This window comes from Falsiroseomonas sp. RANM36 (assembly GCF_056682175.1).
The window spans coordinates 75824-99842 of the sequence record NZ_JBWXTD010000006.1 but is presented as its reverse complement, the minus strand read 5'-3'; the positions used below and the strand labels follow the sequence as shown (position 1 = coordinate 99842).

The window sequence follows — 24019 nt, the reverse complement described above, 5'->3', positions numbered from 1 at the left end:
CGCTGGCTCAACCTGTGCTGGGGCGGCTCGCTGGCACTGAGCGACGCGGCGCTGCGCCGGCTGGACCTGCCTTCGCTCTGGGATCGCGCGGTCTCCGACGACTTGTCCGTGACACGTGCGCTGCACGCCGCGGGCATGCCGGCCTGGACGCCCCGGCGGGTGCTGCTGCCGAGCCCGGCGCGGCTCGGCTGGCGCGGCCTGCTCGGCTTCGGGCGGCGGCAATACCTGCTGATCCGGCTGCATGCGCCCGGCCGCTGGCTCGCGATCGGCCTCTCGCTGCTGCTGCCGTTCGCGGGCCTGGCGGCGACGCTCGCCTGGGCGGCGACAGGCAGCTTCGCCGCGGCGCTGGGGCTCGCGGCCGGCCTCGCCCTGCAGCAATGGCGCGCGGGCATGCGCGCGGAGGTGGCGCGGCGCGTGCTGCCGCCGGCCGACGCCGCGAGGGTGGCGCGGGCCCTGCCGCGCGACCGGCTGCTGCTGCCCTTCGTGCTGCCGCTGCAGGCGGCGATCTTCGTGTCCTCGGCCTTCGGGCGCGTCATCCGCTGGGGTGGCCGGGCCTATGCGATGGGGCCGCGCGCGCGGGTGCGACAGGTGGAGCCGGCCGGCGCGGCGACACGAATCGGTGGTGTTCCCGGCTGAGCTGTTCGACTATCGGGGCGGTGGGAATGAAACGCGGCACGTCGTCTTCGCTCGACATGGGAATCGGGGCCGGGCCTGTGTCCGGGGCGGCCGGATGCGCCTGATCTTCGCCGCCCTGCGCTGGACGGTGCCGCTGATCGGGCTGCTCGCCCTCGTCATCGGTGCGCTCGATGCGCCGATGCGCGGGGAGCCGCCGCTCGGCTCGCTGTTCAGCCGCGAGGAGACGGTGGTGCGCCGCGCGCTGGTGGAGCCGGCAGGCTCCGTCGCGGGCCATGCGCGCTACGAGGCGCTGGTGGAGGTCGCCTGGCCGCCGGGCTCGGAGGCGACCGCGCGGCTGCGCGGCCTGGCGCGCGAGACCTTCGCGGGGTCGCAGGCGCAGGCGGAGGCGTTGCTGGCGCCCTATGCGCCGGGATCGCGGCTCTCGGTCCGCGTCGCGGACGGCCTGCCCTGGGTGGACCGCACCGACTGGTTCGCCCTGCTGTGGACTGTCGGCGCGGTGCTGCTGGGCGGGCTTCTGCTGGTCGTCGGCGTGCAACTGGCCCGCGCGCCGCGCGAGTGACGCAGGCCCGCCTCAGGCCACGGCGATCGCGGCGTTCATCGCCCGCACGCCGGCATCCGGACCCTCCGGGTGGTTCCAGACCGCGCCGATCACCGCCAGGAAGTCGGCGCCCGCGCGCACCAGCGGCGCGCAATTCTGCGCGGTGATGCCGCCGATGGCGACGCAGGGGATCTCGAACATCTCCGACCACCATTCCAGGATGTCGGGCTCCGCCTTGTGCAGCGTGTCCTTGGTCGCGGTCGGGAAGAAGGCACCGAAGGCGACGTAGTCGGCGCCGGCCTCGCCCGCCTCCATCGCCAGGTGGCGGGAGGCATGGCAGGTGACGCCGATCGTCGCCTCCGCGCCGAGCAGCTTGCGGGCCGCGACGGGATCGCCGTCCTGCTGGCCGAGATGCACGCCGTCGCAGCCGGATCGCTTCGCGAGGTCCATGCGGTCGTTCATCAGCACCGCGACGCCGCGCGGCTGCGCGACCTTCAGGATGGGCTCCGACGCGGCGAGGAGCGCGTCGTCGGGCGCGTCCTTCAGGCGGATCTGCAAGGCGGCGACATCGCCGGCATCCAAGGCGCGGGCCAGCGCCTCGGCGGCGAAGCGGGCCGGGTCGGGCAGGGCGGGCGGCGTGATCAGGTAGAGGCGGCAATCGGGCATGGCGCCCGATGTAGCGCGTCTCACGACACGCCGCGCCATGCCAGTTGCGCGCCGAGCAGCAGCAGCGCCGCGAAGAAGATGCGGCGGAACAGCAGCGGCGGGATCTTGTGGCGCAGCAGCGAGCCCAGGCGCTGCCCGGCCAGCGCCGGGACCACCGCCAGCGCCGAGCCGAGCGCCAGCCCCGGCGAGGCGACGCCCTGCCAGGCGAGCGCGGCGGCCAGCGCGAGGGTCGAGACCAGGAAGGTGAGGCCGAGCGCCTGCACCAGCTCCTCCCGCGCCAGGCCGAGCGCGGCGAGCCAGGGGCCGGCGGGGATGACCGAGACGCCGGTCGCGCCCGTCATCAGCCCGCAGGCCAGCCCCGCCGGCAGCGCGGTGAGCCGCTCGGCAGGCGGCGGCAGGCGGAACTGCGGCGTGGCGAGGCCCCAGGCCGCATAGGCCAGCAGCGCGGCGCCGAGCGCCGGCAGCGCCGCCGCGCCGGCCGCGATGACATAGCTGCCCGCGATGGTGCCGGGCACGACCGCGAGCAGCATCGGTGCGAATCGCCGCAGCAGCGGGCGCAGATGCGGGCCGAGGGACTGCGCGACGTTGGTCAGCACGCCCGGCAGGATCAGCAGCGCCGCGGCCTCGGCCGGCGGCATGAAGAGCGCGAGCAGGCCGATGGAGACGGTGGGCAGCCCGAGCCCGATCACGCCCTTCACCGCGCCGGCGAGCAGGAAGACGAGGGCGACGGTTGGCACGATCGGGTCCATGCGGCGCAGCATGGACCGGCGTACGGCGGAACGCTTCGGGGGTGGGCGAAGTGTTCACGCCGTGCCGCGCCGGGGCGTCGGCCGTCCTGCCGTTGCTGTCCGGGAACAGCGGGACAGATTGCCGGGGCGGGTGCGGGCTGCGCGTTTCGGACAAAATGCCGGGGTGGGGGGTGAGGCTGCGCGTTTCGGACAAAGTGTTGGGCGGGGTGTGGATGCGCGTTTCGGACAAAGTGCCGGGCTGGCGGGTGACGGGGGCGGGCTGCGTCGCCGCCAGGGGGCGGTTCGGGGGTGGGCGGCGGATGAGGGGGAGAGGCGGGGCGGCGGGGCGCATCGGCGGAGGATAAGCCTGCCGGGGCGGCAGCGGCCAGGAAAAAATGCCTTTGCGGCAGACGGTGCCGGGTGGTCAGCGACGGGCGGCGAGCAGGGCTCGGGCTTGGGCGAGGTTGCGCTCGGCGACGCCGACATAGGCGGGGGCATCGAACAGCCGAAACACCTCCAAGGCGGCCTCGAAGGCCTGGACGGCACTGCGCAGCGCGGCATCGTCGCCGCGCTCGCCGAGCGTCTCGAGCGCGATACCAAGATTGTTCTGCGTCACGGCCCAGGCGAGCGGGGCCCGATCGCGGGTGCGCTCCTCCAGGGCGGCTTCGTAGGCCTGGACGGCACGGCGGAGCGCCGCGTCGTCGCCGCGCTCGCCAAGCGTCTGGAGAGCGTTGCCGAGGTTGTTCTGGATCACTGCCCAGTTGAGCGGGGCCCGATCGCGGGTGAATTCCTCCAGGGCGGCTTCGTAGGCCTGGACGGCACGGCGCAGCGCCGCATCGTCGCCACGCGCGCCCAGCGTCCGGAGCGCGTTGCCGAGGTTGTTCTGCGTGCCGGCCCAGTCGAGCGGGGCCCGATCGCGGGTGCGTTCCTCGAGCGCGGCCTCGAAGGCCTGGACGGCACGGCGGAGCGCCGCGTCGTCGCCACGCGCGCCCAGCGTCCGGAGCGCGATACCAAGATTGTTCTGGGTCGTGGCCCAGCCGAGCGGGGCCCGATCGCGGGTGAGTTCCTCGAGCGCGGCCTCGTAGGCCTGGACGGCACGGCGCAGCGCCGCATCGTCGCCGCGCTCGCCAAGCGTCGAGAGCGCGCTGGCGAGGTTGTTCTGGGTTGTCGCCCAGTCGAGCGGGGCCCGATCGCGGGCGCGTTCCTCCAGGGCGGCCTCGTAGGCCTGGACGGCACGGCGCAGCGCCGCGTCGTCGCCGCGCGCGCCGAGCGTCTGGAGCGCGTTGCCGAGGTTGTTCTGCGTGGCGGCCCATTGGTTGGGTCGTTGGAGGCGTGGCGCGAGGACAAGGGCGCGATCGTAAACCTCGACCGCCTGCCGCAGATGCGCCGGGTCGCCGCGCACCTCGCCCCAGCGATACAGCGCGTCGGCCTGGGCGAGGCGCTGCGCCCATTCGAGCGCCGGGTCGTGCGCCACCAAACGCGCCGCCTCCTGCCGCTGCGATACGGCGGCGGCGTAGTCGCCCCGCAGCAAGGCGACGGCGGCTTCCTCGCCGAGGATCGCCGCCTCCTCCTCTGCCATGCGTTCTCGCGCGGCGCGCAACGCACTGCGGGCCTGCGCGAGCCGAGCCGCAGCGCCGGACAGGTCGCCAGCATCCAGGGCATCCCGCGCGGAGCGCCGCAGCGCCTCGATCTCGGCCGGCGCATTGATGCGGCGTTCGAGTTCCCTGCGGAGACTCAGGAAATCCTCCGCAAAGCGCATCAACGCCGCTGGGATCTGGTCCTCGGCGATCTCCTCCGCTCCGATCCGCTGGAAGAACGCCCGCAACGCGGCGACCGGCACGCCCTTCTCGCGCGAGATCGTTGCCACGAGTTCGGCATGCCGCGCGGCGGCGCGCTGCTCGGCCTCACCCATGGTCCGTTCGGTTGTCCGGCCCTGTTCGGCGATCGCCGCCGTGGTGGTGTCCCGCGCAGCCTCGACCTGCTGCTGTCCGCGCCACCCGATCGCGAGGGCGAGCAGACCCACCGCCAGCAGAGAGCCGAAGCCGAGCGTTCCCGACCGCCAGCCCATGCGCCACCGCAGGTCGGCCTGATTTCGTGCGGCCCCCGTCTTCGCGTCGAGGTCCCGTAGCAGGGATAGGGCGGCATCCTGGCCATCCCGCAGCCGGGCGACCTCGGCCAGGACGCGGTCCATGAAGGCATCGTCATCGGAACCGCGCTCGCCACGGCGGATGGCTGCAACCGCGATCTCCACGGCCCGTTCCAGCGCGGCGATGGCCTGGGCGAGATCCAGCGCTTCTTCAGAGGTCAGGCGCCGCGTGAGCTGCAGTACGTCGTTACGATCGAAGCCCTCGGACTCAGCGGCACGCAGCACGCCTCGCCGCTCCAGCGCGGCCAGCACGGCTTCGGCGGTCGCCTCGGGGACGCGGCCTACCTCATCCTCGATCCGCGCTGTCGTGTCCTTCACCGTGGCGAGATCGGCTGCCAGGGCGGCGACAGCCTCGCGCAGCCAATGCTCGAAGCTGTCCAGCCGGAACGCAAGCGCCTGCACGCCTGCCGCCTGCGCCGCAGTAATCCGCGCCTCCACCTCCGTGACCAGTCGTTTCAGGTCAACCAGTTCCGCCGCCAGGAAAATGCTGCGGAAGCGCTCGTTGGTCTTGATCTCCTCGTTCACGAAGAGCGCGTAGATGTCGTACCAGCCGCCGGCGCCGCGGAAGGACGCGGCGAAGAAGTCCGGCACCGCGGCAGCGCTCGCCGCCGCCAGTTCCGCCAGTGCCTCGTCCTCGGCGGCGCGGCGCGCTGCCAGGGCCTGGGCGGCGAAGCCCTCGGTCTCGGAGGGGTGGATCATGTCGTCCAGGGCGCGCTGCACCTGCCCGGCGGTCACCGCCTCGAAGTCGAGTTCGGTCAGCAGGCGGCGCAGACGATCATCCAGCCACCCGCGCAGCCAGCGGGCGAAGTCGCGGTCATGAGGCGAGACGTCGCTGGCCGGGTAGTGCTCCAGCGCCTTCGCATGGGCGCGCGCCACGCGGTCCAGCGCGGCGAGATGCGCGGTGCGCAGGCCGCGGACCAGGTCGTGGTTGCGCGGCAAGCCGGGAAGGGCGCCGGCCCATTGCTTGCGCAGGCGCTCCAGCAATTCCTTCGGCGTCGGCTTGCCGAGCAGGCCGAGGATGGCCCCGCCGGTTGTCTCGGCGAGGTCCCAGATGGCTGCGCCGGTCGCGCCGAGCAGGGCCTTCTTGCTGAATTCGACCTCGGCCATGCGCCCCCACCCGCCTGCGCAACGAGATGGCCCATGACGCCCCCGCAATCAAGCAAGCGTCAACGCATGCCGGGTCCAGGGGCGGTGTCGCCCCTGGCGGGGGGTGAAGGGGGGAGGCGCCCCCCTTCGGAGTGGGCAAGGGGTTCCTGCGCGGCGGTGTGCCCCCCTCACCCCGGCCCTCTCCCCCCTGCGGGGGAGAGGGAGAGACATGGCGGGAGAGGGAGCAGAAGGGGCGGGCGAGAAAATCAGCCCTGGTAGATGCCGATGATGTCGGCCAAGAGCTTCAGCGCCTCGGCCTTCGGGCGCTGGAAGGCGTTGCGGCCCATGATGGAGCCGTTGCCGCCACCCGCATGGATCGCGCGGACCTCCTTCAGGATGTCCTCGGTGCCCTTCGCCTCGCCGCCGGAGAACACCACCAGGCGACGGCCGCCGAAGCAGGCCTGCACGACGTGGCGGAAGCGCGCCGCGGCGTCATCCTCGATCGGGTGTTTCTCGTAGGTCTTCTTCGCGGCGTCGAGGCTGATCGCGGCCGTCGGCGGCTTCACCTTGATGATGTGCGCGCCGACGAGTGCAGCCATGTGCGCGGCATAGGCGCAGATGTCGAGCGCGGTCTCGCCAACCTTGTCCAGCATCGGGCCGCGCGGGTAGCTCCAGACCACGACGGCGAGGCCGCAGGCCTTGGCTTCCTGCGCGAGTTCGCGCAGCTCCTCCATCATCTCGAACTGGTATTCGGAGCCCGGGTAGATCGTGAAGCCGATCGCCGAGCAGCCGAGGCGCAGCGCGTCCTGCACGGTGGCGGTGACGGCCTGGTCCTTGGTGGTGGAGAGGCTGTTGGAGCTGTTGACCTTCAGGATGGTCGGGATGGTGCCTGCATAGGTGGCGGCGGCCGCCTCGATCATGCCGAGCGGGGCGGCATAGGCGTTGAGGCCGGCTTCCAGCGCCAGCTCGAACATGTAGCGCGGATCGTAGCCGGCGGGGTTGGGCGCGAAGCTGCGCGCCGGGCCGTGCTCGAAGCCCTGGTCCACCGGCAGGATCACCATGCGGCCGGTGCCGCCGAGCTTGCCCTGCATGAGGATGCGGGCGAGGTTGCCCTTGGTGCCGGGGTTGTCGCTCTCGTACCAGGACAGGATTTCCTGGACCTTCGGCGTCAGGCGCATGGGGCGTGTCCTTCTCTCGTTTCCGGCTCGGCGGCTCGCGGGCGCGATCTACCGCTTGCCGCCGCCGCTGTCATCGGGGGCAGGGCGACTCGCCGCCCAGCCAGGCCATCAATCGCGCGCGGCCGCCCGGCCGCCGCAGGTCGAGTCCCGCCAGGTCGAGGGCCGCCGGGCGTTCGGCCAGCAGCAGCGCGCCGCATTCCGCCGCCGCGCCCTGCACCGCTGCGAAGGCGGGGCAGGACGGCGCCAGCACCAGCCGCCGGCAGCCGGCGCGGAGCGCGGCCAGCGCGTGGCCCGCGGCATCGCCGCAGCACAGCGCGTCCTCCACCCTGGCGGCGGGCGCCGCGGCGCGCGCGGCCGCCAACAGCGCGAGCCAGCCGCCCGGGCCGAGGCTGCCCGCGGCGCCCGGCGCCGAGAGCAGCAGCACCGGCGTGTCGCCGGCCAGCCGCAACGCTGCCGCCGCTTCCGCCGCGCCGCGCGCCACCAGCGCCCGTTGACCGTCTGCCCGCCACATGCAAAGCGTGATGAAGCGCGGTGCGGGCTGCGCGGCAAGCCTTTCGGCCGGCTGCCCACTCCGCCCGCTCCGCGGCTTCGGGACTGGGGACCAGGGGTGTCGGGCGCAGGCGGAACGGGCAGCAAGGGCAGCCCGACGGGAACGATGGAGACCGGCCAGGCGCTTGCCCGGCTCGAAGCCGCCGTGGAGCGGCTGGCGATCGCCGCGGCGAAGCCGCGCGCGCCGGCGGCGCCGGGCGAAGGCGTCTCCCGCGCGCAGGTCCAGGCCATCGCCGACCGGCTGGACGAGACCATCGCGCGGCTGCGATCCGCGCTCGGCGAGGAGGATGCCTAGTGGGGCAGGTGACGGTGCGCGTCGGCGGCTTCAGCCATCCCGTCTCCTGCGAGGACGGGCAGGAGGCGCATCTGATCTCGCTCGCTGCCGAGGTGGACAAGCGCATCAATTCCATCAAGGCGATGGGTGGGCAGTTCGGCGAGAGCCGCCTGCTCCTGCTGGCCTCGCTTCTGCTGGCCGACGAGGTGCACGACCTGAAGGTGGCCGTGGCGCAGGCCCGCACCGGCGGCGGCGCGGCGGCCGAGGCCGAGGATCCGCGGCTGGCCGACCGCCTGGCCCGCATCGCCGAACGCATCGAGGGCATTGCCGCGAACCTCGACCGCGCCTAACTGATGCGGGCGAGGCTGCCCGGTGCGTGCGGCATTTCATCCCCCGGGGCCAATGAGCATCCTCCGGGAGCTGGCTCTGACCGGATCGTGGTCCGGCTATCCGGCGCCCACCTGCAAAGCAGGTCTCAGGAGGGCTGACCGCCCACGGCCAGGGTGGCTTCGCGCTTTTTTCTCTGCCTCAGGCGCCGGCGCCGCCTCCGGCGGCTTGGCTTTCGCGCCTCAGACAGGGAGCGCGAGTCGGAAGGGCTCAAGCCGCGCGGCGGTGGTTTTGGTGCCCTCAGGCGCCGGGCGCGCCCTCCGGGCGCTTGGCTTGCGCGCCTCAGACATGGTGCGCGCGTGGAAAGGGCGCGAGCCGCGCGGCGTCCGCGTTGCGGCCGCATTCTGAGACTCCCTCCCCCGCAGTGCGGGGGAGGGTCGGGGTGGGGGCCCGACCGACCTTGGGATTCTGCCCTGTCCTCCTCGCCGAGCTGAAAGCCGAGGCGCGGGCCGTCGCGCTGGAGCGGCGCGCGGCGCTGGACCCCGCGCTTGGCGTCGCCCTGGTCCGCGTGGTGCTGGACAACTTGCCCCCGCCGCCCGGTGCCGTCGTCTCCGGCTTCTGGCCGATGGGGCCGGAGATCGACATCCGGCCGCTGCTGCTGGCCCTGCACGAGCGCGGCCACGCCATCGCGCTGCCGGTCACGCCGAAGCGCGGCAACCCGCTGGTGTTCCGCCGCTGGCGGCCGGGCGATGAACTCGCCCGCGGGCCGCTCGGCACCCGTCAGCCGGGGCCGGAGGCCGAGCCGCTGACGCCCGACTACCTGCTGGTGCCGCTGCTCGCCTTCGATCGCGCCGGGCGCCGCCTCGGCTATGGCGGCGGCTACTACGACCGGACGCTGCCCCTGCTGCCGGACGCGACGGCGGTGGGCTGCGCCTATGCCGCGCAGGAGCTTGACGAAGTTCCCGCCGGGCCCGAGGACGCCCGCCTCGATGCCATCGCCACCGAGGCGGGGCTGATCATTCCGGAAGGCTGACCGCGACCTTGCGCATCCTCTTCCTCGGCGACCTCGTCGGCCGCAGCGGACGCGACGCCGTGACCACGGCCCTGCCTGGCCTGCGCGAGAGCCTCGCCCTCGATTGCGTCGTCGTGAATGCGGAGAATGCGTCGCACGGCTTCGGCCTGGCGCCGGACATGGCGCGCGCGCTGCTCGCCGCCGGGGCCGATGCGATCACGCTCGGCAACCATGCCTGGGACCGGCGCGAGATTGTTCCGTACATCGAGCAGGAACCGCGGCTGCTGCGCCCGATCAACTATCCGCCCGGCACGCCTGGCCGCGGCGCGCAGGTGGTTGAGTTGCGCGACGGGCGGCGCGTGCTGGTGATCAACGCGATGGGGCGGCTGTTCATGGAGCCGCTCGACGATCCCTTTCGCGCCGTGCAGCAGGCGCTGGTTCCCCACCGCATGGGGGCGGGCGGCACCATCGCCGCCGCGGTGCTCGACTTCCACGCCGAGGCGTCGAGCGAGAAGCTCGCGATGGCGCATAGCTATGACGGGAAGCTCTCGCTGGTGATCGGCACGCACACCCATGTGCCGAGCGCCGACCACCAGGTGCTGCCGGGCGGCACCGCCTACATGACCGATGCCGGCATGTGCGGCGACTACGACAGCGTGATCGGCATGGAGAAGGGCACGGCGAGCCTGCGCTTCTGGAAGAAGGTGCCGGGCGAGCGGCTGGCGCCGGCAGAAGGTGCCGCGACGATCTGCGGCCTGCTGGTGCAGACGGACGACGCCACGGGCTTGGCGACGCGCGTCGCGCCGCTGCGCATGGGCGGCCGGCTCAGCCAGGCGATGCCGCGCTGACGATGCACGACGCAGTCATTTTCGATTGCGACGGCACGCTGGTGGACAGCGAGACGCTGTCGGCCGAGCTGCTCTGCACGCTGCTGGGCGAGCTCGGCCATGCGGCGGAGCCGGGCGACATCCTGCTGCGGTTCCGCGGCCAGCAATTCGCCCGCAGCCTCGCGGAGCTTGAGGCGCGCTTCGGCGTGCTGCCCGAAGATTTCGGCGACAGCTTCCGCACGCGCTCGGTGGATCTCTACCGGGAGCGGCTGCGCGAGATCGAGGGTGCGGGCGCGCTGCTCGCGGCGATGACGCATCCGGCCTGCGTCGCCTCCAACGCGCCGCGCAGCAAGATCGAGCTGTGCCTGGACGCGGCGGGGCTCGCGCCGTTCTTTCCCGCCTCGCGCGTGTTCAGCGCCTATGAGGTCGGCGCGTGGAAGCCCGATCCCGGCCTGTTCCTGCATGCGGCGGAGGCGATGCGCGCCGCGCCGTCGCGCTGCCTGGTGGTGGAGGACAGCGCGCCGGGCGTCGCCGCGGCGCTCGCCGCCGGGATGCGCGTGGTCGCGCTGCTGCATGAGGAGGCGCCGGCCTGGCTGCCGCAAGGCGTGCCGGGCATCCGTTCGCTCTCGGAGCTGCGCGACTTCCTTTGAAGCGCCGCTACACCGCCCGGCTGTGCCGCGCCTGGCTGGCGCCGAGGCGGGCATCGAAGCAGGCGGCGACGTGGCGGACGAAGCGGCGGCCCGCCTCGGTCACGCTGAGGCGCCCTGCTTCCAGCTTCGCCAGCCCGTCGCGCAGCAGCGGCGCGAGGCGTGGCTCCGCGCTTTCCCACACCGGCGCAGGGACGGTGGCGAGGTCGAGCGTGAGGTCGCACATCACCTGCTCGATGATGCTGCGGCGGATGCGGTCATCCTCCGTCAGCGCCAGGCCGCGCGCCACCGGCAGGTGTCCGCCTTCCACCGCGGCGAGCCAGTCGCGCTCATCGGGGTTGTTCTGCGCGTAGCCCTGCGGCAGCGCGCCGATCGCGCTGGCGCCGAGGCCGATGAGCACCGGCGCGCGATCCGTCGTGTAGCCCTGGAAATTCCTGCGCAGCACGCCGGAGCGCTGCGCGACGGCCATCGGGTCCTCCGGCCGCGCGAAGTGATCGAGGCCGATGGCGACATAGCCGGCTTCGAGCAGCGCGCGCTCGGCGGCCTCGGCCTGCTCCATCCGGGCGAAGGTGTCGGGCAGCAGGTCTTCGCGGATCGCCTTCTGCGCCGGCTTCATCCAGGGCACATGGGCGTAGCCGAAGACCGCGACTCGGTCCGCGCCCATCTCGGCGGCGAAGCGCGCGCTGGCGGCGACATGCGCGCTGTCCTGGCCGGGCAGGCCGTACATCAGGTCGAAATTGATCGCGTGGATGCCGGCGCCGCGCAGGCGCGCCACCGCGCTCTCCACCATCTCCCGCGGCTGGATGCGGCCGGCGAGCTTCTGGACCTCCGGGTCCATGTCCTGCACGCCGAGGCTGGCGCGGTTGAAGCCGACGCGGCCGAGCAGCGCGACGACGTCGTCCTCCAGCGTGCGCGGATCGAGCTCGACCGAGAGTTCGGCATCGGGGCGGAAGGCGAAGCGCGCGCGCAGCGCCTCCATCACCTGCGCGAGGCCCGGCGCGCCGATCGCGGAGGGCGTGCCGCCGCCGAAATGCAGCGACTCCACGGGAAGCCGCGCCGGCAGCGCCGCGGCGAGCAGCCCGATCTCCTTCACCAGCCCGGCGGCGTAGCGCGACAGCCGCGCCTGGTTGCGGGTGATCGCGGTGTGGCAGCCGCAATACCAGCAGAGCTCCTTGCAGAAGGGGATGTGGAGATAGAGGGAGAGCGTGTCGCCCGGCCGGATCTCCGCAAGCCAAGCCCGGTAGGTCGCTTCCTCCAGCGGGCCGAAATGCGGCGCGGTGGGGTAGGAGGTGTAGCGGGGCAGGTTCTGGCGCGCATAGGCTTCGAGCCGGGCGCGCGGATCGGGGAGGGCGTCCATGGCGGGCAGCCTGCCCCAGAGGCAAGGTCGCCGCCTTGCGCCGGATCAAGTTTTTTGGGCGTCAGGCCTCGGCCTGTTCCAGCGCCGCGAGCCGTGCCGCGAGGTCGTCTTCCGCACAGGCCATCACAGCGATCACGCCGACGCCAACGCGGCGCTCCGCGCGGTCGCCAAGTGGGACGCCGTCGCCGGAATCGAGCTCCACCACCACGCCGGCCGGGCCGGCGACGGCCTGCAGCACCACGCCGGGGCGATCCTCCTCAGCCAGGTGCAGGCGGCGCCAGGGCGTCGGCTCCGCGCCGCGGGCGCGCAGGCGGAGCGCCAGGCCGCCCGGCGGGCCGCGCAGCTCGATCAGCACGCGCACGGGCGTGCCGGCCGGCACGTCCAGCGGCAGCAGCAGCGTGGCGAGGCCGTCCCGGGTCCAGCAGCCCCAGGCCTCCTGCCACCACCAGCCCAGCCCCTCCCGCACCGCCTCGGCCCAGGCGCCGGCGAGGCTCGGGGGCGGCGGGGCGGCTGCGAGCGACAGGCGCTCGCCGGCCGGGAAGGCGGGGCGCGGCGCAGGCGGCGGCTGCGGCGTGGCGAGGCGGGCCAGCGCCTCGGCCGCCGCCACGGGCCACTCCCGCATGGCCGCGGCGCGGTCGATCTTCGCTTCCAGCGCGGCGCGATGCGCTGGATCCGTGGCGAGGCGCGCCAGCGTCTCGACCAGCGCCGGCAGGTCGCCGGGCGGGAAGAACACCGCGCCGGGCGCGCCGGATTCCAGCAGGCCGCTATGCGCCGGCACCACGCAGAGCTTTCCGGCCGCCAGGCTCTCGCTGACCGGCAGGCCCCAGCCTTCGTGGAAGGAGTTGTAGACGGTGAAGAGGCAGCGCGCGGTGAGCCCCGCCAGCGCGAGGTCCGAGACGCCCGAGATCACCTGCACCTTCCGCCGCAGCGTCGCGGACCGCTCCAGCAGGCCGAGCGCGCCTTCCGCGCGCCAGCCCGGACGGCCGACGCAGAGCAGCCGCGGCACCCGATCCGCCGGCAGGCGGCGCAGCAGGTCGAGCCAGGCCTGGAACACCATCAGGTGGTTCTTGCGGCTTTCCAGCGTGGCGACGAAGAGCACGAAGGGCGCGTCAGCCTCGTCGAGGTCCAGCGCCTCGGCGGCGGCGAGGGCGGCGTCGCGCGGCGGCGGCGGCTCGGCGGCGAGCGGGACGACGGACGGCGCGATGCCGAGGCCGAGCGGCGCGCCGAAGGCCAGCACGTCGCCGGCGGTCGCGCGGGAATTGGCCAGCAGCAGGTCGGCATGCAGCGCCAGCGCGGCGAACCAGCGCGCATAGAGCCGCGCGGTCAGCTCCAGGCAGTGCTCCGGCATCGCCAGCGGCACGCAGTCATGCAGGAAGGCGGCGTAGCGCAGGGGCACGCGGCGGCGGAGCATCCGCAGGCCGCGGAAGTAATCCTCGATGCCCCAGGCATTGCCGAGGCTGGCCAGCGTCGCGCCGGGCAGGATCGGCGCATCCGCCGCCGCATCGGCCGCGCAGAGCCGCGCCGTGGCGGTGCGCCAGGCCGGGTCCTCGGCCGCGGCGCCGATGCGCGAAAGGGCCAGCACCTGGCGGAACTGCGCGATGTCCACCTGCCACCAGCGCCAGGCGGAGGGGTCATAGGCGACCAGCAGAAGCGGCGCCGGCGGCGCGGGGTGTTCCAGGATGCCGCCGACGAGGCCCATCTGCACGCGCTGGATGCCTGTCGGCGTGCGCGCATCGCGCAGATAGTCGAGCAGGTCCGTCACGTCGAAGGCGAGCTGGGTCGGCGGCCCTTCGGGCGGCAGCGGCAGGCCGGCAGGCGCTTCGGGCGGGGCGATGCGATGGCGCAGCAGCGCGGCGAGGCGGCGCAGCAGCGGCGCATCGGGCGCGATCGCACGGGCGCGCGCCATCGCCTCCGCCGCGTCCAGCCCGCGGCCGAGGCGGCGCAGCAGCTCGCCTTCCTGGAAGACGGGATCGAGTTCCGCGGGCGCCAGCGCGGCGGCGTGGCGGTAGTGGTCCAGCGCTTCCTCGTGTCGGCCTTGCTCCTTCACCGCATGGCCGAGCTGGACATGGATCTGCCAGTGCCGCGGCCGCGCGGCGAGATAGGCGCGGTAGGCGCGCTCCGCCGCCGGCCAGTCGCGCGCCTCGCGCAGCGCGTCGCCGGCATCGAGCAGGGTCTCGGGCGAGGCCTCGGCGGGATCCATCCCGCCGGGTCTAGCGCATCAGCGCGTCAGGCGTGAACCGCTGCGCGCGCGGGCAGGCGGACGCCCTCGGCGGAGAAGACGTGCCAAGCCTCGGGCGGCAGGCGCACGGGCAGGGTCTCGCCGATATGGCCCGCGGCGAGCGGCAGGCGGGCGACGAGCGCTTCGCCGCCCGGCAGGCGGCCATGGATCACGGTCTCCGAGCCCAGCGGCTCGACGAGATCGACCGCAAGCGGCAGCGAATCCGCGCCGTCCGGGCGATGCTCCACATGCTCGGGCCGGATGCCGATGGTGATCGCGGCGCCCTCGGCGGCGGCGCGGGGGCCGTCGGCGAAGGGCACGGTGGGGCCGGCCTTCAGCGTGGCCGACCGCCCGCCATCGGCGATGGCGGCCGACAGAAAATTCATCGCCGGGGAGCCGATGAAGCCGGCGACATAGGTGTCGGCCGGGGTGCCCCAGACCTCCATGGGCGAGGCCACCTGCGCGGCGCGGCCCTGGTGCATGACGACGAGGCGGTCGCCGAGCGTCATCGCCTCCACCTGGTCATGCGTGACGAAGAGGCTGGTGACGCCGAGGCGCTTCTGCAGGCGGCGGATCTCGGCGCGCATCTGCACGCGCAGCTTGGCGTCGAGGTTCGACAGCGGCTCGTCGAACAGGAAGAGCTTGGGCTCGCGCACCACGGCGCGGCCCATGGCGACGCGCTGGCGCTGGCCGCCGGAAAGCTGGCGCGGCTTGCGATCCAGCAGCTGGGAGATCTCCAGCATCTCCGCCGCCTCGCCGACGCGGCGGCGGATCTCCGCGATCGGCATGCCGCGGATGCGCAGGCCATAGGCCATGTTGTCGAAGACCGACATGTGCGGATAGAGCGCGTAGTTCTGGAAGACCATCGCGATGTCGCGGTCCGCGGGCTCGAGCCGCGTGACGTCGCGGCCGTCGATCAGCACGGCGCCGGAGGTGGGTGTTTCCAGGCCCGCGACGATGCGCAGCAGGGTGGACTTGCCGCAGCCCGAGGCGCCGACGACCACGATCATCTCGCCATCCGCCACGTCGAGCTCGATCCCGTGCAGGACCTGCGTGGCGCCGAAGGCCTTGCGGATGCCGGAAAGGGTCAGCGTCGCCATTACTTTTCCGTCTCCGTCAGGCCCTTCACGAACCAGCGCTGCATGAAGATCACCACCGCGACCGGCGGCAGCAGCGCGAGGACCGAGGTGGCCATGATGATGTTCCACTCGTTCTGCGCGTCGCCGTTGCCGATCATCTTGGTGATGCCGACCACCACCGTCGTCAGGTCCTTGTCGGTGACGATCAGCAGCGGCCAGAGATACTGGTTCCAGCCATAGATGAAGAGGATCACGAAGAGGGCGGCGATGTTCGTCACGCTCAGCGGCAGCACCACGTCCTTGAAGAAGCGCAGCGGACCGGCGCCGTCGATCTTCGCGGCCTCCACGTACTCGTCCGGGATGGTGAGGAAGAACTGGCGGAACAGCAACGTCGCGGTGGCCGAGGCGATCAGCGGCACGACGAGCCCGGTCATGCTGTTGGTGAGCTCGAGGTTCACCATCACCTCGAAGGTGGGGATGATGCGTACCTCGACCGGCAGCATCAGGGTGATGAAGATCAGCCAGAAGCAGATCATGCGCCCGGGGAAGGAGAAGAACACCACGGCATAGGCCGACAGAAGGGAGATCGCGATCTTCCCGACCGCGATCAGCACGGCCATGTTCAGGCTGTTCCACAGCATCAGCCAGGCCGGCAGCCCGCCGGTGGTGCGCCGCGCCGTGCCGCCGCTGACCCAGGCGGAGACATAGTTCGCCACCGCCTCGCCGCCGAACCAGAGCGGCACGTCGCCGCGGCCGATGGTGCTGGCATCGTGGCTCGACCCCACGATGGTGACCCAGATCGGGAAGGCGAAGACGAGGACGCCGAGCGCGAGGATGCCATGCGCCAGCCATCGGCTGCGCGCCTGCCGCCATGCCGTGGCGCGGGCGAGGGCGAGATCCTGCGCGGTGGTGTCGCGCATCAGCATGGCAGAACCCCCACCCCGATCCTCCCCCGCTCCGCGGGAGAGGGAGCCGTCCGCGCCACATGCTCCCTCTCCCGCTTGCGGGAGAGGGTTGGGGTGGGGGTCATGCGCGCGCCACCCATCAGTAATGCACCTTGCGCTCGATGAAGCGGAACTGGATCGCGGTCAGCGCGATCACGATCGCCATCAGGATCACGCTCTGCGCGGCGGAGGAGCCGAAGTTCAGGTTCTGCACGCCGTCCAGGTAGACGCGGTAGATCAGCGTCGTCGTCGCCTGGCCGGGGCCGCCCTGCGTCAGCGCGTGGATCGTGCCGAAGGTGTCGAAGAAGGCGTAGACGATGTTCACCACCAGCAGGAAGAAGCCGGTCGGCGCGAGCAGCGGGAAGATCACGGTCCAGAAGCGCCGCGTCGGCCGTGCGCCGTCGATCGCGGCCGCTTCCAGCACGCTCCGCGGAATGGACTGCAGGCCGGCGAGGAAGAAGATGAAGTTGTAGCTCACCTGCTTCCAGGCGGCGGCGACGATCACCAGCAGCATCGCCTGGTTGCCGTTCAGCTTGTAGTCCCACGGCACGCCCATGCCGTTCAGCAGCTTGCCGAACAGCCCGATCTGCGGATGGAACATGAACAGCCACAGCACCGCCGCGATCGCCGGCGCCACGGCGTAGGGCCAGATCAGCATGGTCTTGTAGGCGTCGGCGCCGCGGATCGCCTTGTCCGCCTGCACGGCGAGGAACAGCGCCACGGCCAGCGCGGAGAAGGCGACCGAGCCCGAGAACACGATCGTGTTCCACACAACGCCGAGATAGTTCGGGTCGGCGAAGATCTCGGCGAAATTGGAGAATCCGACGAAGTCCCGCGACAGGCCGAAGGCGTCCTCGCGCAGGAAGGAGCCGTAGATCGCCTGGCCCGCCGGCCAGAAGAAGAAGACAGCGGTGATCAGGAGCTGCGGCAGCAGAAGCAGGTAGGGGAGGGCGACGCCCTTGAAGATGACCTTCTTGCGCATGGGGATTCGTCCGCCCGTCAGCCAGCCGCCACACCAACCCTAGCTGCCGGGCGGAAAGGGGGGCAGTGCCAGCCCCCCTTACACCCCCCGGCCCGCGCGGCAAGGATGCCGCGCGGGACGTTGCGGCCCTGCCTCAGCCGCGGTTCGCCCGCTCGAAGTTGCGCAGCACCTGGTTGCCGCGCGTGGTCATGGCGGCCAGCGCCTGCTGCGGGGTCTGCTGGCCCTGGAAGGACTTCTCCATCTCCTCCTGCCAGATGTCGCGGATCTGCACGAAGCCGCCGAGACGGATGCCGCGGGTGTTCTCCGTCGTCGCGCCGCGCAGCATCTGCTCGATCGGCACCTCGGCGCCGACATTCTCCGGCTTCTGGTAGAAGCCGGTGGACTTGGCGTATTCGAAGCCGCTCTTGGTGATCGGCAGGTAGCCGGTGTCCATGTGCCACTTGCCGGCCACGTCGGGCTTGGCGAGGAAGGCGAAGAAGTCCGCGATGCCCTTCTGCTCGGCCTCGCTGCGCGGGGCGTTGGGGCCGCCATTCATCACCCAGAAGCTCGCGCCGCCGATGATGGAGTTGGCCGGGCGTCGCCCTTCGTAGAACGGCAGCATCGCCACGCCCCAGGCGAAGCGCGCCTCACGCTGGACGCGCGCGCGGAAGCCGGAGGAGGTCTGCATGATGGCGCATTCGCCGGCGGGGAAGGCAGGCTCGCCCGCGTTGTTGCGGCCGCCGTACTTGAACATGCCGTCCTTCTGCCAGTTCGTCAGGTTGGTCATGTGACGAAGCAGCAGCTCGTTGTTGATCGCAAGCTCGGTGTTCAGGCCGCCGAAGCCGTTGCCGAGCGTGGCGAGCGGAATGTCGTGGATGGCGCTGAACTGCTCGATCTGCGTCCAGGTCGGCCAGGCGACCGACAGCGGCGCGGCATGGCCCGAGGCCTTGAGCTTGCGCATCGCCTCCTCGACGCCGCCCCAGGTCTCGGGGAACTGGTCGGGGTTCAGCCCGGCGCGGCGGAAGGCATCCTTGTTGTAGTAGGTGATCGCGGTCGAGCTGTTGAACGGCATGGACATCTGCTTGCCGTCGGCCGCGGCGTAGTAGCCGCGCACGCCCGGCAGGAAGTCGTCCCAGTTGATGTTCACGCCGGTGCGCGAAAGCAGCTCATGCACCGGGATGATGGCGCGGCCGGCATTCATCATGGTGCCGGTGCCCACCTCGAACATCTGCACCACGGCGGGCGCCTGGCCAGCGCGGAAGGCGGCGATGGCGGCGACCATCGTCTCCGGGTAGGAGCCGCGGTAGCTCGGCACGATGGTGTAGCGGCTCTGGCTGTCGTTGAACTCCTTCACCACGGCTTCGAGCATGCCGCCGAGCGGCTGGCTCAGGCCGTGCCAGAACTGGATCTCGGTGCGCTGCTGCGCGAGGACCGGGCGGGCGATTCCACCGAGGCCGAGCGCGGCGGCGCTGGCCATGAGCGTACGGCGATGCATTGGGCTTTCCTCTCCCTCAGGCATTGGCCGCGGGCTGGTAGCGGTCCCGCGTTGCTCTCCTTTTACAGTCTTGTGACGCCCGGATGAAGGGCCTTACGCCACCGCCGCCGCCGCCCGCAGCCCCGCGATCATCGAGGAGCGCAGCAGGTGCTCCCGCGCCGCCACGGGGTCGCCGGCCACCCGTTGCAGGTCCGCCAGCATGGCGGCGCGGCGGGCCGGGTCGGTCTCCCGCATGCGGGCGCGGTTGCGATCCGCCTGGGCGATGATCTCGTTCGCCGCAACCGGGCGGCGACGCCGCGTGTAGCGATCCAGCAGGGCGGCCTCGGCCTCGCCGCGCCAGATCGGGGCGAGGGTCGCGGCAAGCTCCATCGCGTCGTGGATGCCACCATTCATGCCCATGCCGCCGGAAGGGCTGTTCAGATGCGCGGCATCGCCCGCCAGGATCAGGCGGCCGATCCGATAGGTCTCCACGATGCGCTGGTGGATGCGGTAGGGCCGGAGGTCCGGCACGTCATAGGGCGTGCCCTTGGGATGGATCGCCTGCAGCTTGCGCTCGATCGCCTCCGGGCGCAGCGCGTCCTCCACCGTCTCGCCCGGCGCGGGATAGAGGCTTGCGCGCCATTTCCCGGGCACGCGCAGCAGCGAAAACGTGCCGCTGAAGGCGGGGTGCCGGGTCCAGATGTAGTTGACGTTCGACAGGCCCTCGAAGACCTGTGCGAAGTCGAATTCCGTGGTCGCGAGGATCGTCGTCTCGGGATAGGTGTCGCCCGGGAAGTCGAGGCCCATGGCGCGGCGCACCACGCTGCGCGCGCCGTCGCAGCCCACCGCATAGGGCGCGCGGATCGGATCGAGGCCGGGGCCGGTCAGCGTCACGCCATCCGCATCCTGCGTCACCGTTTCCACCGGGCAGCCGAAGCGGAGCTCGACCGTGCCGGCATGCTCCGCGCGCAGCTTCGCAAGCAGAAGCCGCGAAAGCTTCCATTGCTCGGCCTGCAGGCGATACGGGTGGGCGGTGTCGTCCTTCAACACGGACAGGTCGAAGACGGCGCGTGCGCCATCCTCGTGCCGGCGGATCTGCCAGGTGGGCGTGACCAGGCCCTGCGCGATCAGCGCATCGGCCAAGCCAAGCTCGCCCAGCATGTCGAGCGTCGGCGGGTGGAAGGTGGAGGCGCGCAAATCCTCGCTGATGTCGGCCTCGGCTTCCAGCACCAGGCTCGGCACGCCGCGCGTGGCGAGGCGGAGCGCGAGCACCAGCCCGACCGGGCCGGCGCCGACGATGACAAGGCGGCTGTCCATGACCGTCACGCTCCCTCGCGCGCCGGCAGCGCCTCCAGATAGGTGCCGTAGCCGCTGTTGCGCAGCGGCTTCGCCAGCGCGTGGAGCTGCGCCGTGTCGATGAAGCCCATGCGCCAGGCGACCTCCTCGGGTGCCGCGATCTTCTGGCCGGTGCGCTTCTCGATGGCGCGGACGAACTCGCCCGCTTCCAGCAGGCTGTCATGCGTGCCGGTGTCGAGCCAGGCGAAGCCGCGGCCGAGTTGCGTCACGCGCAGCGTGCCTTCCTCGAGATAGGCGCGGTTGAGATCGGTGATCTCCAGCTCCCCGCGCGCCGAAGGTTTCTGGGCGCGGGCGAAGGCGGGGGCGCGGCCGTCGTAGAAATAGAGGCCCGTCACCGCCCAGTTGGAACGCGGCGCCTTCGGCTTCTCCTCGATCGTCAGCGCGCGGCCCTGGGCATCGAATTCCACCACGCCGTAGCGCTCGGGATCGGCGACGCGATAGGCGAAGACCGTCGCGCCATGGCCACTGGTCGCGTCGCGCGCCGCGGCCAGTTGCTCGTCGAGCTCGTTGCCGTAGAAGAGGTTGTCGCCGAGCACGAGGGCGGAGGGGGCACCACCCAAAAACTCCTCTGCCAGGATCAGCGCGCGCGCGATGCCGTCGGGGCGTTCCTGCACCGTGTATTCGATGCGGATGCCCCAGCCCTCGCCGGTGCCGAGCAGGCGCTGGAACAGCGGCATGTCGTGCGGCGTGGTGATCAGCATGATCTCGCGGATGCCGGCGAGCATCAGCACGCTGAGCGGGTAGTAGACCATCGGCTTGTCGTACACCGGCAGCAGCTGCTTCGAGACGGCGAGCGTCGCGGGGTGCAGCCTGGTGCCGGCGCCGCCGGCGAGCACGATGCCCTTCATGCGTCCTGTTCCTTCTCGGGCCCGAGCAGCGTATCGAGGCAGCGCGCGAGCGAGACCCGCCAATCCGCCGGCGCGATGGCGTGGATGCGGCCGATCCTGCCGCAATCCAGCCTTGCATCGGCGGGACGGCGGGCGCGGGTGGGATAGTCGGCGGTGGCGATGGCGACAAGGCGCGTCCGCGGATGCCCGCGCCGCGCCGCCCCCTCCAGGATGGCAGCGGCGAAGCCGTGCCAGGTGGTGTGCGGCGCGCCGGTCAGGTGGAACAGCCCGAAGCCGGGATCGCCCGCGGGCGCGGCCACGAGCCGCGGTGCGAGGCGTGCGATGGCCTCCGCGAGGTCCTCGGCGAAGCTCGGCGCGCCATGCTGGTCGGCCACCACGCGCAGCTCCGTGCGCTCGGCGGCCAGGCGCAGCATGGTCTTCACGAAGTTGGCGCCATGCGGGCTGCACACCCAGGCGGTGCGCAGCACCAGGCTGCGCGGATTGGCCGCCAGCACCGCCCGCTCGCCCGCGAGCTTCGTCGCGCCATAGACGCCGAGCGGGTTCGGCGCGTCCGTCTCGACATAGGGCGCGCCCTTGCTGCCGTCGAAGACGTAGTCCGTGGAGAGATGCAGGAAGGGCAGGCCGCGCGCGGCGGCGGCCTCGGCCAGCCAGGCGGCGCCGTCGCGGTTGATCGCCATGGCCAGCGCCGCCTCCTCCTCGGCGCGGTCCACCGCCGTGTAGGCGGCGGCGTTCACGACGAGATCGGGCGCGGCGCTGTCCAGCGCGGCGGCGATGCCGGCGCGGTCGGTGATGTCGAGCTCGGGCGGCTCCAGCGCGGTCACGGCATGGCCGTCGCGCGGCAGGCGCGCGCGCAGGGCGTGGGCAACCTGACCTTCGCGTCCCGCGACGAGAACCCGCATCAGAAGATGGGTCCGAGCTCGGCAAGGCGCGGCAGGCGCCGGTCCTTGTCGGACAGGATCGCCTCCGCCAGCGCGACGCCCCAGGCGATGCCGAGTGCCGGGTCGTCCCAGGCGAGGCCGCGCTCGGCCTCCGGCGCGTAGGGGGCGCTCGCCTTGTAGGCGACCTCGGTGTCGGGCGCGCGGGTCGCGAAGCCATGCGCGAAGCCTGCGGGGATGTAGAGCATCCGCGCATCCTCCGCCGCCAACTCGACCGCGACGTGGCGGCCGAAGGTCGGCGATGCGGCGCGCAGGTCCACCGCCACGTCCAGGATGCGGCCGCGCAGCACGCGGACCAGCTTGGCCTGTGCGTGCGGCGGCGCCTGGACATGCAGGCCGCGCACCGTGCCTGCCCGGCGGGAGAGCGACTGGTTGTCCTGCACGAACTCCTCGGCGATGCCGAGCGCCCGGAAGTCGCGGCGGCTGTAGGTCTCGGCGAAGGCGCCGCGGGCGTCGGCGAAGGGGCGCAGCGTGATCAGCAGGGGGCCGGGAAGCGGGAAGGGCGTCGCCTGGAAATTGCCGGACCGCAGCGGGGTCGGCGCCTCGTCCGGCATGGTCTTCTTGTCCCTTCGCGCAACGCAACGGCGGCGGCTGCTTACCCCGGCGCGCCCGAAGCGGGAAGCTCAGACCCGATTGTCGCCTCCGGCTCCAGCCCCGCAGCAAGCCGCTCGACCAGCTCAAGCTGGCGCGGCAGGCAAACGCTGCGCAGGTCGTAGCGCGCGACGATGCTCTGCCGGCCCGCCGCCGCCAGCGGCGCATGGCGGGCGGGGTCGGCCAGCACGCCGAGGACGCTGCGCGCGATCGCTTCCGGCTCGAAGAAGGGCACCAGCAGGCCGTTCTCGCCATGCGTGATCGCCTCGGCGACCGGCGGCGTGTCGGAGCCGACGACGAGCGCACCGCAGGCCATCGCTTCCAGCATCGACCAGGAGAGGACGAAGGGATAGGTGAGGTACACATGCGCCGCGGTCACGCGGAACAGCTCGTGCAGCGCGTCATGTGGCACGCGGCCGGTGAAGTGGATGCGCGAGAGGTCGAGCTGGCCCTCCATCTCGCCCAAAATCTTCGTTTTCCAGTCTGGCGCGCCCTCCGGCCGGCGGCCGTAGGAGACCTCGTTGCCGCCGACCAGCACGGCGTGGAGATCGGGCCGTTCGCGCTGCATGATCGCCAGCGCCTGCATGAACGAAGGAAAGCCACGATAGGGCTCGAGGTTGCGCGCGACATAGGAGATGACGGGATCGCCCTTGCGGAACTCCCGGCCCTCCGGCGTGCGGAACACCGCGCCCGGCCGCGGCGCGCAGCGGGCGGTGTCCACGCCCTCATGCAGGGCCGTGATGCGCCGCCGCGCCCAGTCGGGGTAGCGGCTCCATTGCCAGCGCGTCGGGCTGACGCCCCAGTCTGCGGCCTGCAGCGAAATGAGCTGTGTCGCGTTCAGCACCCGCACCCGCGCGGCATCGTCCAGCGAGACGCCGTGGGCGGGGTCGAAGCCCAGGTCCTGGCCGAACGCGTTGTAGTAGAACTCCCAGTAGTAGAGCGTCTTCGCGCGCGGGAAGACGTCCTTCAGGAACAGCCCCTCGCCCCAGCCGGGGTGGCAGACGATCACATCGGGCCGCAGCCCTTCCTTGTCGCGCAGCTGCACCAGGCGGTTGGCCAGGTGCTGCCCGCGGCGCACCGCGGCCTCCAGCGGGCGGATGTAGCGATGCGTCTGCTCGCCGGCGCCGCGCGGCGCGCCATAGGCGTAGTAGGTGACGCCGGGGGCGCTGTAGCCCGGCTTCTCGCCCATGCCGATCACCTGCACCCCGGCGCGTTCCGCCAGCGCGGGGGCGAGATGCGCATACTGGCCCGGGAAGTTCTGGTGGATGAACAGGGCACGGAGCGGGCGGCGGGGCTGGAACTCGGGCATCATCGGTCCGGCGGTGGCATCGCCCCGAGGCTGCGTGCCGGCCCCGGCAGGGTCAAGCCGCGAGGTCCCGCGGCGACATGAGGCGCGAGTCGGAGCGCGCCCTCAGGGACGGACGGGCGCGGCGCATTTGGCCGGGGTGAGGTGATCGCCCACGTCGATCTGGATCGAGCAGTAGACGACGGCGCCGTCCTGGCGGAGCACCCAGACGCCTGTCCGGATCCTGCTGCCGCTGACGGCCTGGCCGCCGGGCACGATGGCCACCGCATTGGTCGCCATCGCGGCGGGCCCCGCCTGGGGGGGGGCGCCCGACGGCCCCCCGCCCGGGGCGCCGGG

The 24019-nt window shown here is 72.3% G+C and carries 24 protein-coding genes and 1 other RNA gene; 8 read left to right on the top strand and 17 right to left on the bottom strand.

Going from position 1 to position 24019, the window contains the following annotated elements; translation table 11 throughout:
* Positions 1-636: hypothetical protein (locus AC1MIR_RS22010; protein ID WP_480030331.1), on the top strand; the 636-nt coding region annotated here is incomplete at its 5' end.
* A 94-nt stretch (positions 637-730) separates the two neighbouring features.
* Positions 731-1195 (top strand): hypothetical protein, encoded by a 465-nt coding sequence (locus AC1MIR_RS22005; RefSeq protein ID WP_480030330.1) that lies wholly within the window; start codon positions 731-733, stop codon positions 1193-1195.
* Between the two features lie 12 nt (positions 1196-1207).
* Here the strand turns inward: AC1MIR_RS22005 and thiE are convergent, their stop codons facing one another.
* The 5 genes from thiE to AC1MIR_RS21980 all read right to left on the bottom strand — a co-directional run bounded on the left by thiE (position 1208) and on the right by AC1MIR_RS21980 (position 7489).
* Complete coding sequence (thiE, locus tag AC1MIR_RS22000; protein WP_480030329.1) at positions 1208-1840, bottom strand: thiamine phosphate synthase; 633 nt, start codon at positions 1838-1840, stop codon at positions 1208-1210.
* A 20-nt stretch (positions 1841-1860) separates the two neighbouring features.
* Positions 1861-2577, bottom strand: coding sequence for a sulfite exporter TauE/SafE family protein (locus AC1MIR_RS21995; RefSeq protein WP_480030328.1), 717 nt, complete (start codon positions 2575-2577; stop codon positions 1861-1863).
* Between the two features lie 415 nt (positions 2578-2992).
* Entirely contained in the window at positions 2993-5821 is a 2829-nt protein-coding gene (locus AC1MIR_RS21990) for a hypothetical protein (protein WP_480030327.1), read from the bottom strand.
* A gap of 245 nt (positions 5822-6066) precedes the next feature.
* A complete protein-coding gene (locus AC1MIR_RS21985; RefSeq protein WP_480030326.1) occupies positions 6067-6978 on the bottom strand; it encodes a class I fructose-bisphosphate aldolase in 912 nt (303 codons plus the stop codon).
* A 70-nt stretch (positions 6979-7048) separates the two neighbouring features.
* Positions 7049-7489: a hypothetical protein gene (locus AC1MIR_RS21980; RefSeq protein ID WP_480030325.1), complete on the bottom strand. Its 441-nt coding sequence runs from the start codon at positions 7487-7489 to the stop codon at positions 7049-7051.
* Positions 7490-7633: 144 nt separating this feature from the next.
* On the opposite strand from AC1MIR_RS21980, the gene AC1MIR_RS21975 reads away from it, so the two are divergent.
* The 6 genes from AC1MIR_RS21975 (at position 7634) to AC1MIR_RS21950 (ending at position 10617) form a co-directional block, all read left to right on the top strand.
* Positions 7634-7822, top strand: coding sequence for a hypothetical protein (locus AC1MIR_RS21975; RefSeq protein WP_480030324.1), 189 nt, complete (start codon positions 7634-7636; stop codon positions 7820-7822).
* On the top strand, positions 7822-8151 hold the full coding sequence (gene zapA / locus AC1MIR_RS21970; RefSeq protein WP_480030323.1) for a cell division protein ZapA: 330 nt from the start codon (positions 7822-7824) through the stop codon (positions 8149-8151). Before AC1MIR_RS21975 ends, zapA begins: the two co-directional genes overlap by 1 nt.
* 9 nt (positions 8152-8160) lie before the next feature.
* Positions 8161-8315, top strand: a non-coding RNA gene (gene ssrS, locus AC1MIR_RS21965) — 6S RNA.
* A 273-nt stretch (positions 8316-8588) separates the two neighbouring features.
* Positions 8589-9161, top strand: a complete 573-nt coding sequence (locus AC1MIR_RS21960) for a 5-formyltetrahydrofolate cyclo-ligase (RefSeq protein ID WP_480030322.1) — start codon at positions 8589-8591, stop codon at positions 9159-9161.
* An 8-nt stretch (positions 9162-9169) separates the two neighbouring features.
* Positions 9170-9988, top strand: coding sequence for a TIGR00282 family metallophosphoesterase (locus AC1MIR_RS21955; RefSeq protein WP_480030321.1), 819 nt, complete (start codon positions 9170-9172; stop codon positions 9986-9988).
* A 2-nt stretch (positions 9989-9990) separates the two neighbouring features.
* Positions 9991-10617, top strand: coding sequence for an HAD family hydrolase (locus AC1MIR_RS21950; protein ID WP_480030320.1), 627 nt, complete (start codon positions 9991-9993; stop codon positions 10615-10617).
* A 7-nt stretch (positions 10618-10624) separates the two neighbouring features.
* Here the strand turns inward: AC1MIR_RS21950 and hemN are convergent, their stop codons facing one another.
* The 12 genes from hemN to AC1MIR_RS21890 form a co-directional block, all read right to left on the bottom strand.
* Entirely contained in the window at positions 10625-11971 is a 1347-nt protein-coding gene (gene hemN / locus AC1MIR_RS21945) for an oxygen-independent coproporphyrinogen III oxidase (protein WP_480030319.1), read from the bottom strand.
* Positions 11972-12032: 61 nt separating this feature from the next.
* Positions 12033-14171, bottom strand: a complete 2139-nt coding sequence (locus AC1MIR_RS21940) for a glycosyltransferase (protein ID WP_480030318.1) — start codon at positions 14169-14171, stop codon at positions 12033-12035.
* A 26-nt stretch (positions 14172-14197) separates the two neighbouring features.
* On the bottom strand, positions 14198-15289 hold the full coding sequence (locus tag AC1MIR_RS21935) for an ABC transporter ATP-binding protein (protein ID WP_480030317.1): 1092 nt from the start codon (positions 15287-15289) through the stop codon (positions 14198-14200).
* On the bottom strand, positions 15289-16188 hold the full coding sequence (gene ugpE, locus AC1MIR_RS21930) for a sn-glycerol-3-phosphate ABC transporter permease UgpE (RefSeq protein ID WP_480030316.1): 900 nt from the start codon (positions 16186-16188) through the stop codon (positions 15289-15291). The genes AC1MIR_RS21935 and ugpE overlap by 1 nt, the downstream gene beginning before the upstream one ends.
* Positions 16189-16312: 124 nt before the next feature.
* The gene (gene ugpA / locus AC1MIR_RS21925) at positions 16313-17194 is read right to left on the bottom strand and encodes a sn-glycerol-3-phosphate ABC transporter permease UgpA (RefSeq protein ID WP_480030315.1); all 882 of its coding nucleotides are present in this window, start codon (positions 17192-17194) and stop codon (positions 16313-16315) included.
* Between the two features lie 133 nt (positions 17195-17327).
* A complete protein-coding gene (gene ugpB / locus AC1MIR_RS21920; RefSeq protein WP_480030314.1) occupies positions 17328-18668 on the bottom strand; it encodes a sn-glycerol-3-phosphate ABC transporter substrate-binding protein UgpB in 1341 nt (446 codons plus the stop codon).
* A 93-nt stretch (positions 18669-18761) separates the two neighbouring features.
* Positions 18762-19964, bottom strand: coding sequence for an FAD-dependent oxidoreductase (locus tag AC1MIR_RS21915; protein ID WP_480030313.1), 1203 nt, complete (start codon positions 19962-19964; stop codon positions 18762-18764).
* A gap of 5 nt (positions 19965-19969) precedes the next feature.
* Positions 19970-20851 (bottom strand): glucose-1-phosphate thymidylyltransferase RfbA, encoded by an 882-nt coding sequence (gene rfbA, locus AC1MIR_RS21910; protein WP_480030312.1) that lies wholly within the window; start codon positions 20849-20851, stop codon positions 19970-19972.
* Complete coding sequence (gene rfbD, locus AC1MIR_RS21905; RefSeq protein WP_480030311.1) at positions 20848-21750, bottom strand: dTDP-4-dehydrorhamnose reductase; 903 nt, start codon at positions 21748-21750, stop codon at positions 20848-20850. Before rfbD ends, rfbA begins: the two co-directional genes overlap by 4 nt.
* Positions 21750-22340 carry a dTDP-4-dehydrorhamnose 3,5-epimerase gene (rfbC, locus tag AC1MIR_RS21900; RefSeq protein WP_480030310.1) on the bottom strand — a complete coding sequence of 197 codons (591 nt, stop codon included), beginning with the start codon at positions 22338-22340 and terminating at the stop codon, positions 21750-21752. The genes rfbD and rfbC overlap by 1 nt, the downstream gene beginning before the upstream one ends.
* Positions 22341-22381: 41 nt before the next feature.
* A complete protein-coding gene (locus AC1MIR_RS21895; RefSeq protein ID WP_480030309.1) occupies positions 22382-23686 on the bottom strand; it encodes a glycosyltransferase family 4 protein in 1305 nt (434 codons plus the stop codon).
* Positions 23687-23788: 102 nt separating this feature from the next.
* The coding region (locus AC1MIR_RS21890; protein WP_480030308.1) for a hypothetical protein at positions 23789-24019 on the bottom strand (231 nt) is incomplete at its 5' end.

Coding starts and splice junctions, on each gene's coding strand:
- AC1MIR_RS22005 (WP_480030330.1), top strand. CDS start 731: ATGCGCCTGATCTTCGCCGCCCTGCGCTGGACGGTGCCGCTGATCGGG.
- thiE (WP_480030329.1), bottom strand. CDS start 1,840: ATGCCCGATTGCCGCCTCTACCTGATCACGCCGCCCGCCCTGCCCGAC.
- AC1MIR_RS21990 (WP_480030327.1), bottom strand. CDS start 5,821: ATGGCCGAGGTCGAATTCAGCAAGAAGGCCCTGCTCGGCGCGACCGGC.
- AC1MIR_RS21985 (WP_480030326.1), bottom strand. CDS start 6,978: ATGCGCCTGACGCCGAAGGTCCAGGAAATCCTGTCCTGGTACGAGAGC.
- AC1MIR_RS21980 (WP_480030325.1), bottom strand. CDS start 7,489: ATGTGGCGGGCAGACGGTCAACGGGCGCTGGTGGCGCGCGGCGCGGCG.
- AC1MIR_RS21975 (WP_480030324.1), top strand. CDS start 7,634: ATGGAGACCGGCCAGGCGCTTGCCCGGCTCGAAGCCGCCGTGGAGCGG.
- AC1MIR_RS21950 (WP_480030320.1), top strand. CDS start 9,991: ATGCACGACGCAGTCATTTTCGATTGCGACGGCACGCTGGTGGACAGC.
- hemN (WP_480030319.1), bottom strand. CDS start 11,971: ATGGACGCCCTCCCCGATCCGCGCGCCCGGCTCGAAGCCTATGCGCGC.
- AC1MIR_RS21940 (WP_480030318.1), bottom strand. CDS start 14,171: ATGGATCCCGCCGAGGCCTCGCCCGAGACCCTGCTCGATGCCGGCGAC.
- AC1MIR_RS21935 (WP_480030317.1), bottom strand. CDS start 15,289: ATGGCGACGCTGACCCTTTCCGGCATCCGCAAGGCCTTCGGCGCCACG.
- ugpE (WP_480030316.1), bottom strand. CDS start 16,188: ATGCGCGACACCACCGCGCAGGATCTCGCCCTCGCCCGCGCCACGGCA.
- ugpA (WP_480030315.1), bottom strand. CDS start 17,194: ATGCGCAAGAAGGTCATCTTCAAGGGCGTCGCCCTCCCCTACCTGCTT.
- ugpB (WP_480030314.1), bottom strand. CDS start 18,668: ATGCATCGCCGTACGCTCATGGCCAGCGCCGCCGCGCTCGGCCTCGGT.
- AC1MIR_RS21915 (WP_480030313.1), bottom strand. CDS start 19,964: ATGGACAGCCGCCTTGTCATCGTCGGCGCCGGCCCGGTCGGGCTGGTG.
- rfbA (WP_480030312.1), bottom strand. CDS start 20,851: ATGAAGGGCATCGTGCTCGCCGGCGGCGCCGGCACCAGGCTGCACCCC.
- rfbD (WP_480030311.1), bottom strand. CDS start 21,750: ATGCGGGTTCTCGTCGCGGGACGCGAAGGTCAGGTTGCCCACGCCCTG.
- rfbC (WP_480030310.1), bottom strand. CDS start 22,340: ATGCCGGACGAGGCGCCGACCCCGCTGCGGTCCGGCAATTTCCAGGCG.
- AC1MIR_RS21895 (WP_480030309.1), bottom strand. CDS start 23,686: ATGCCCGAGTTCCAGCCCCGCCGCCCGCTCCGTGCCCTGTTCATCCAC.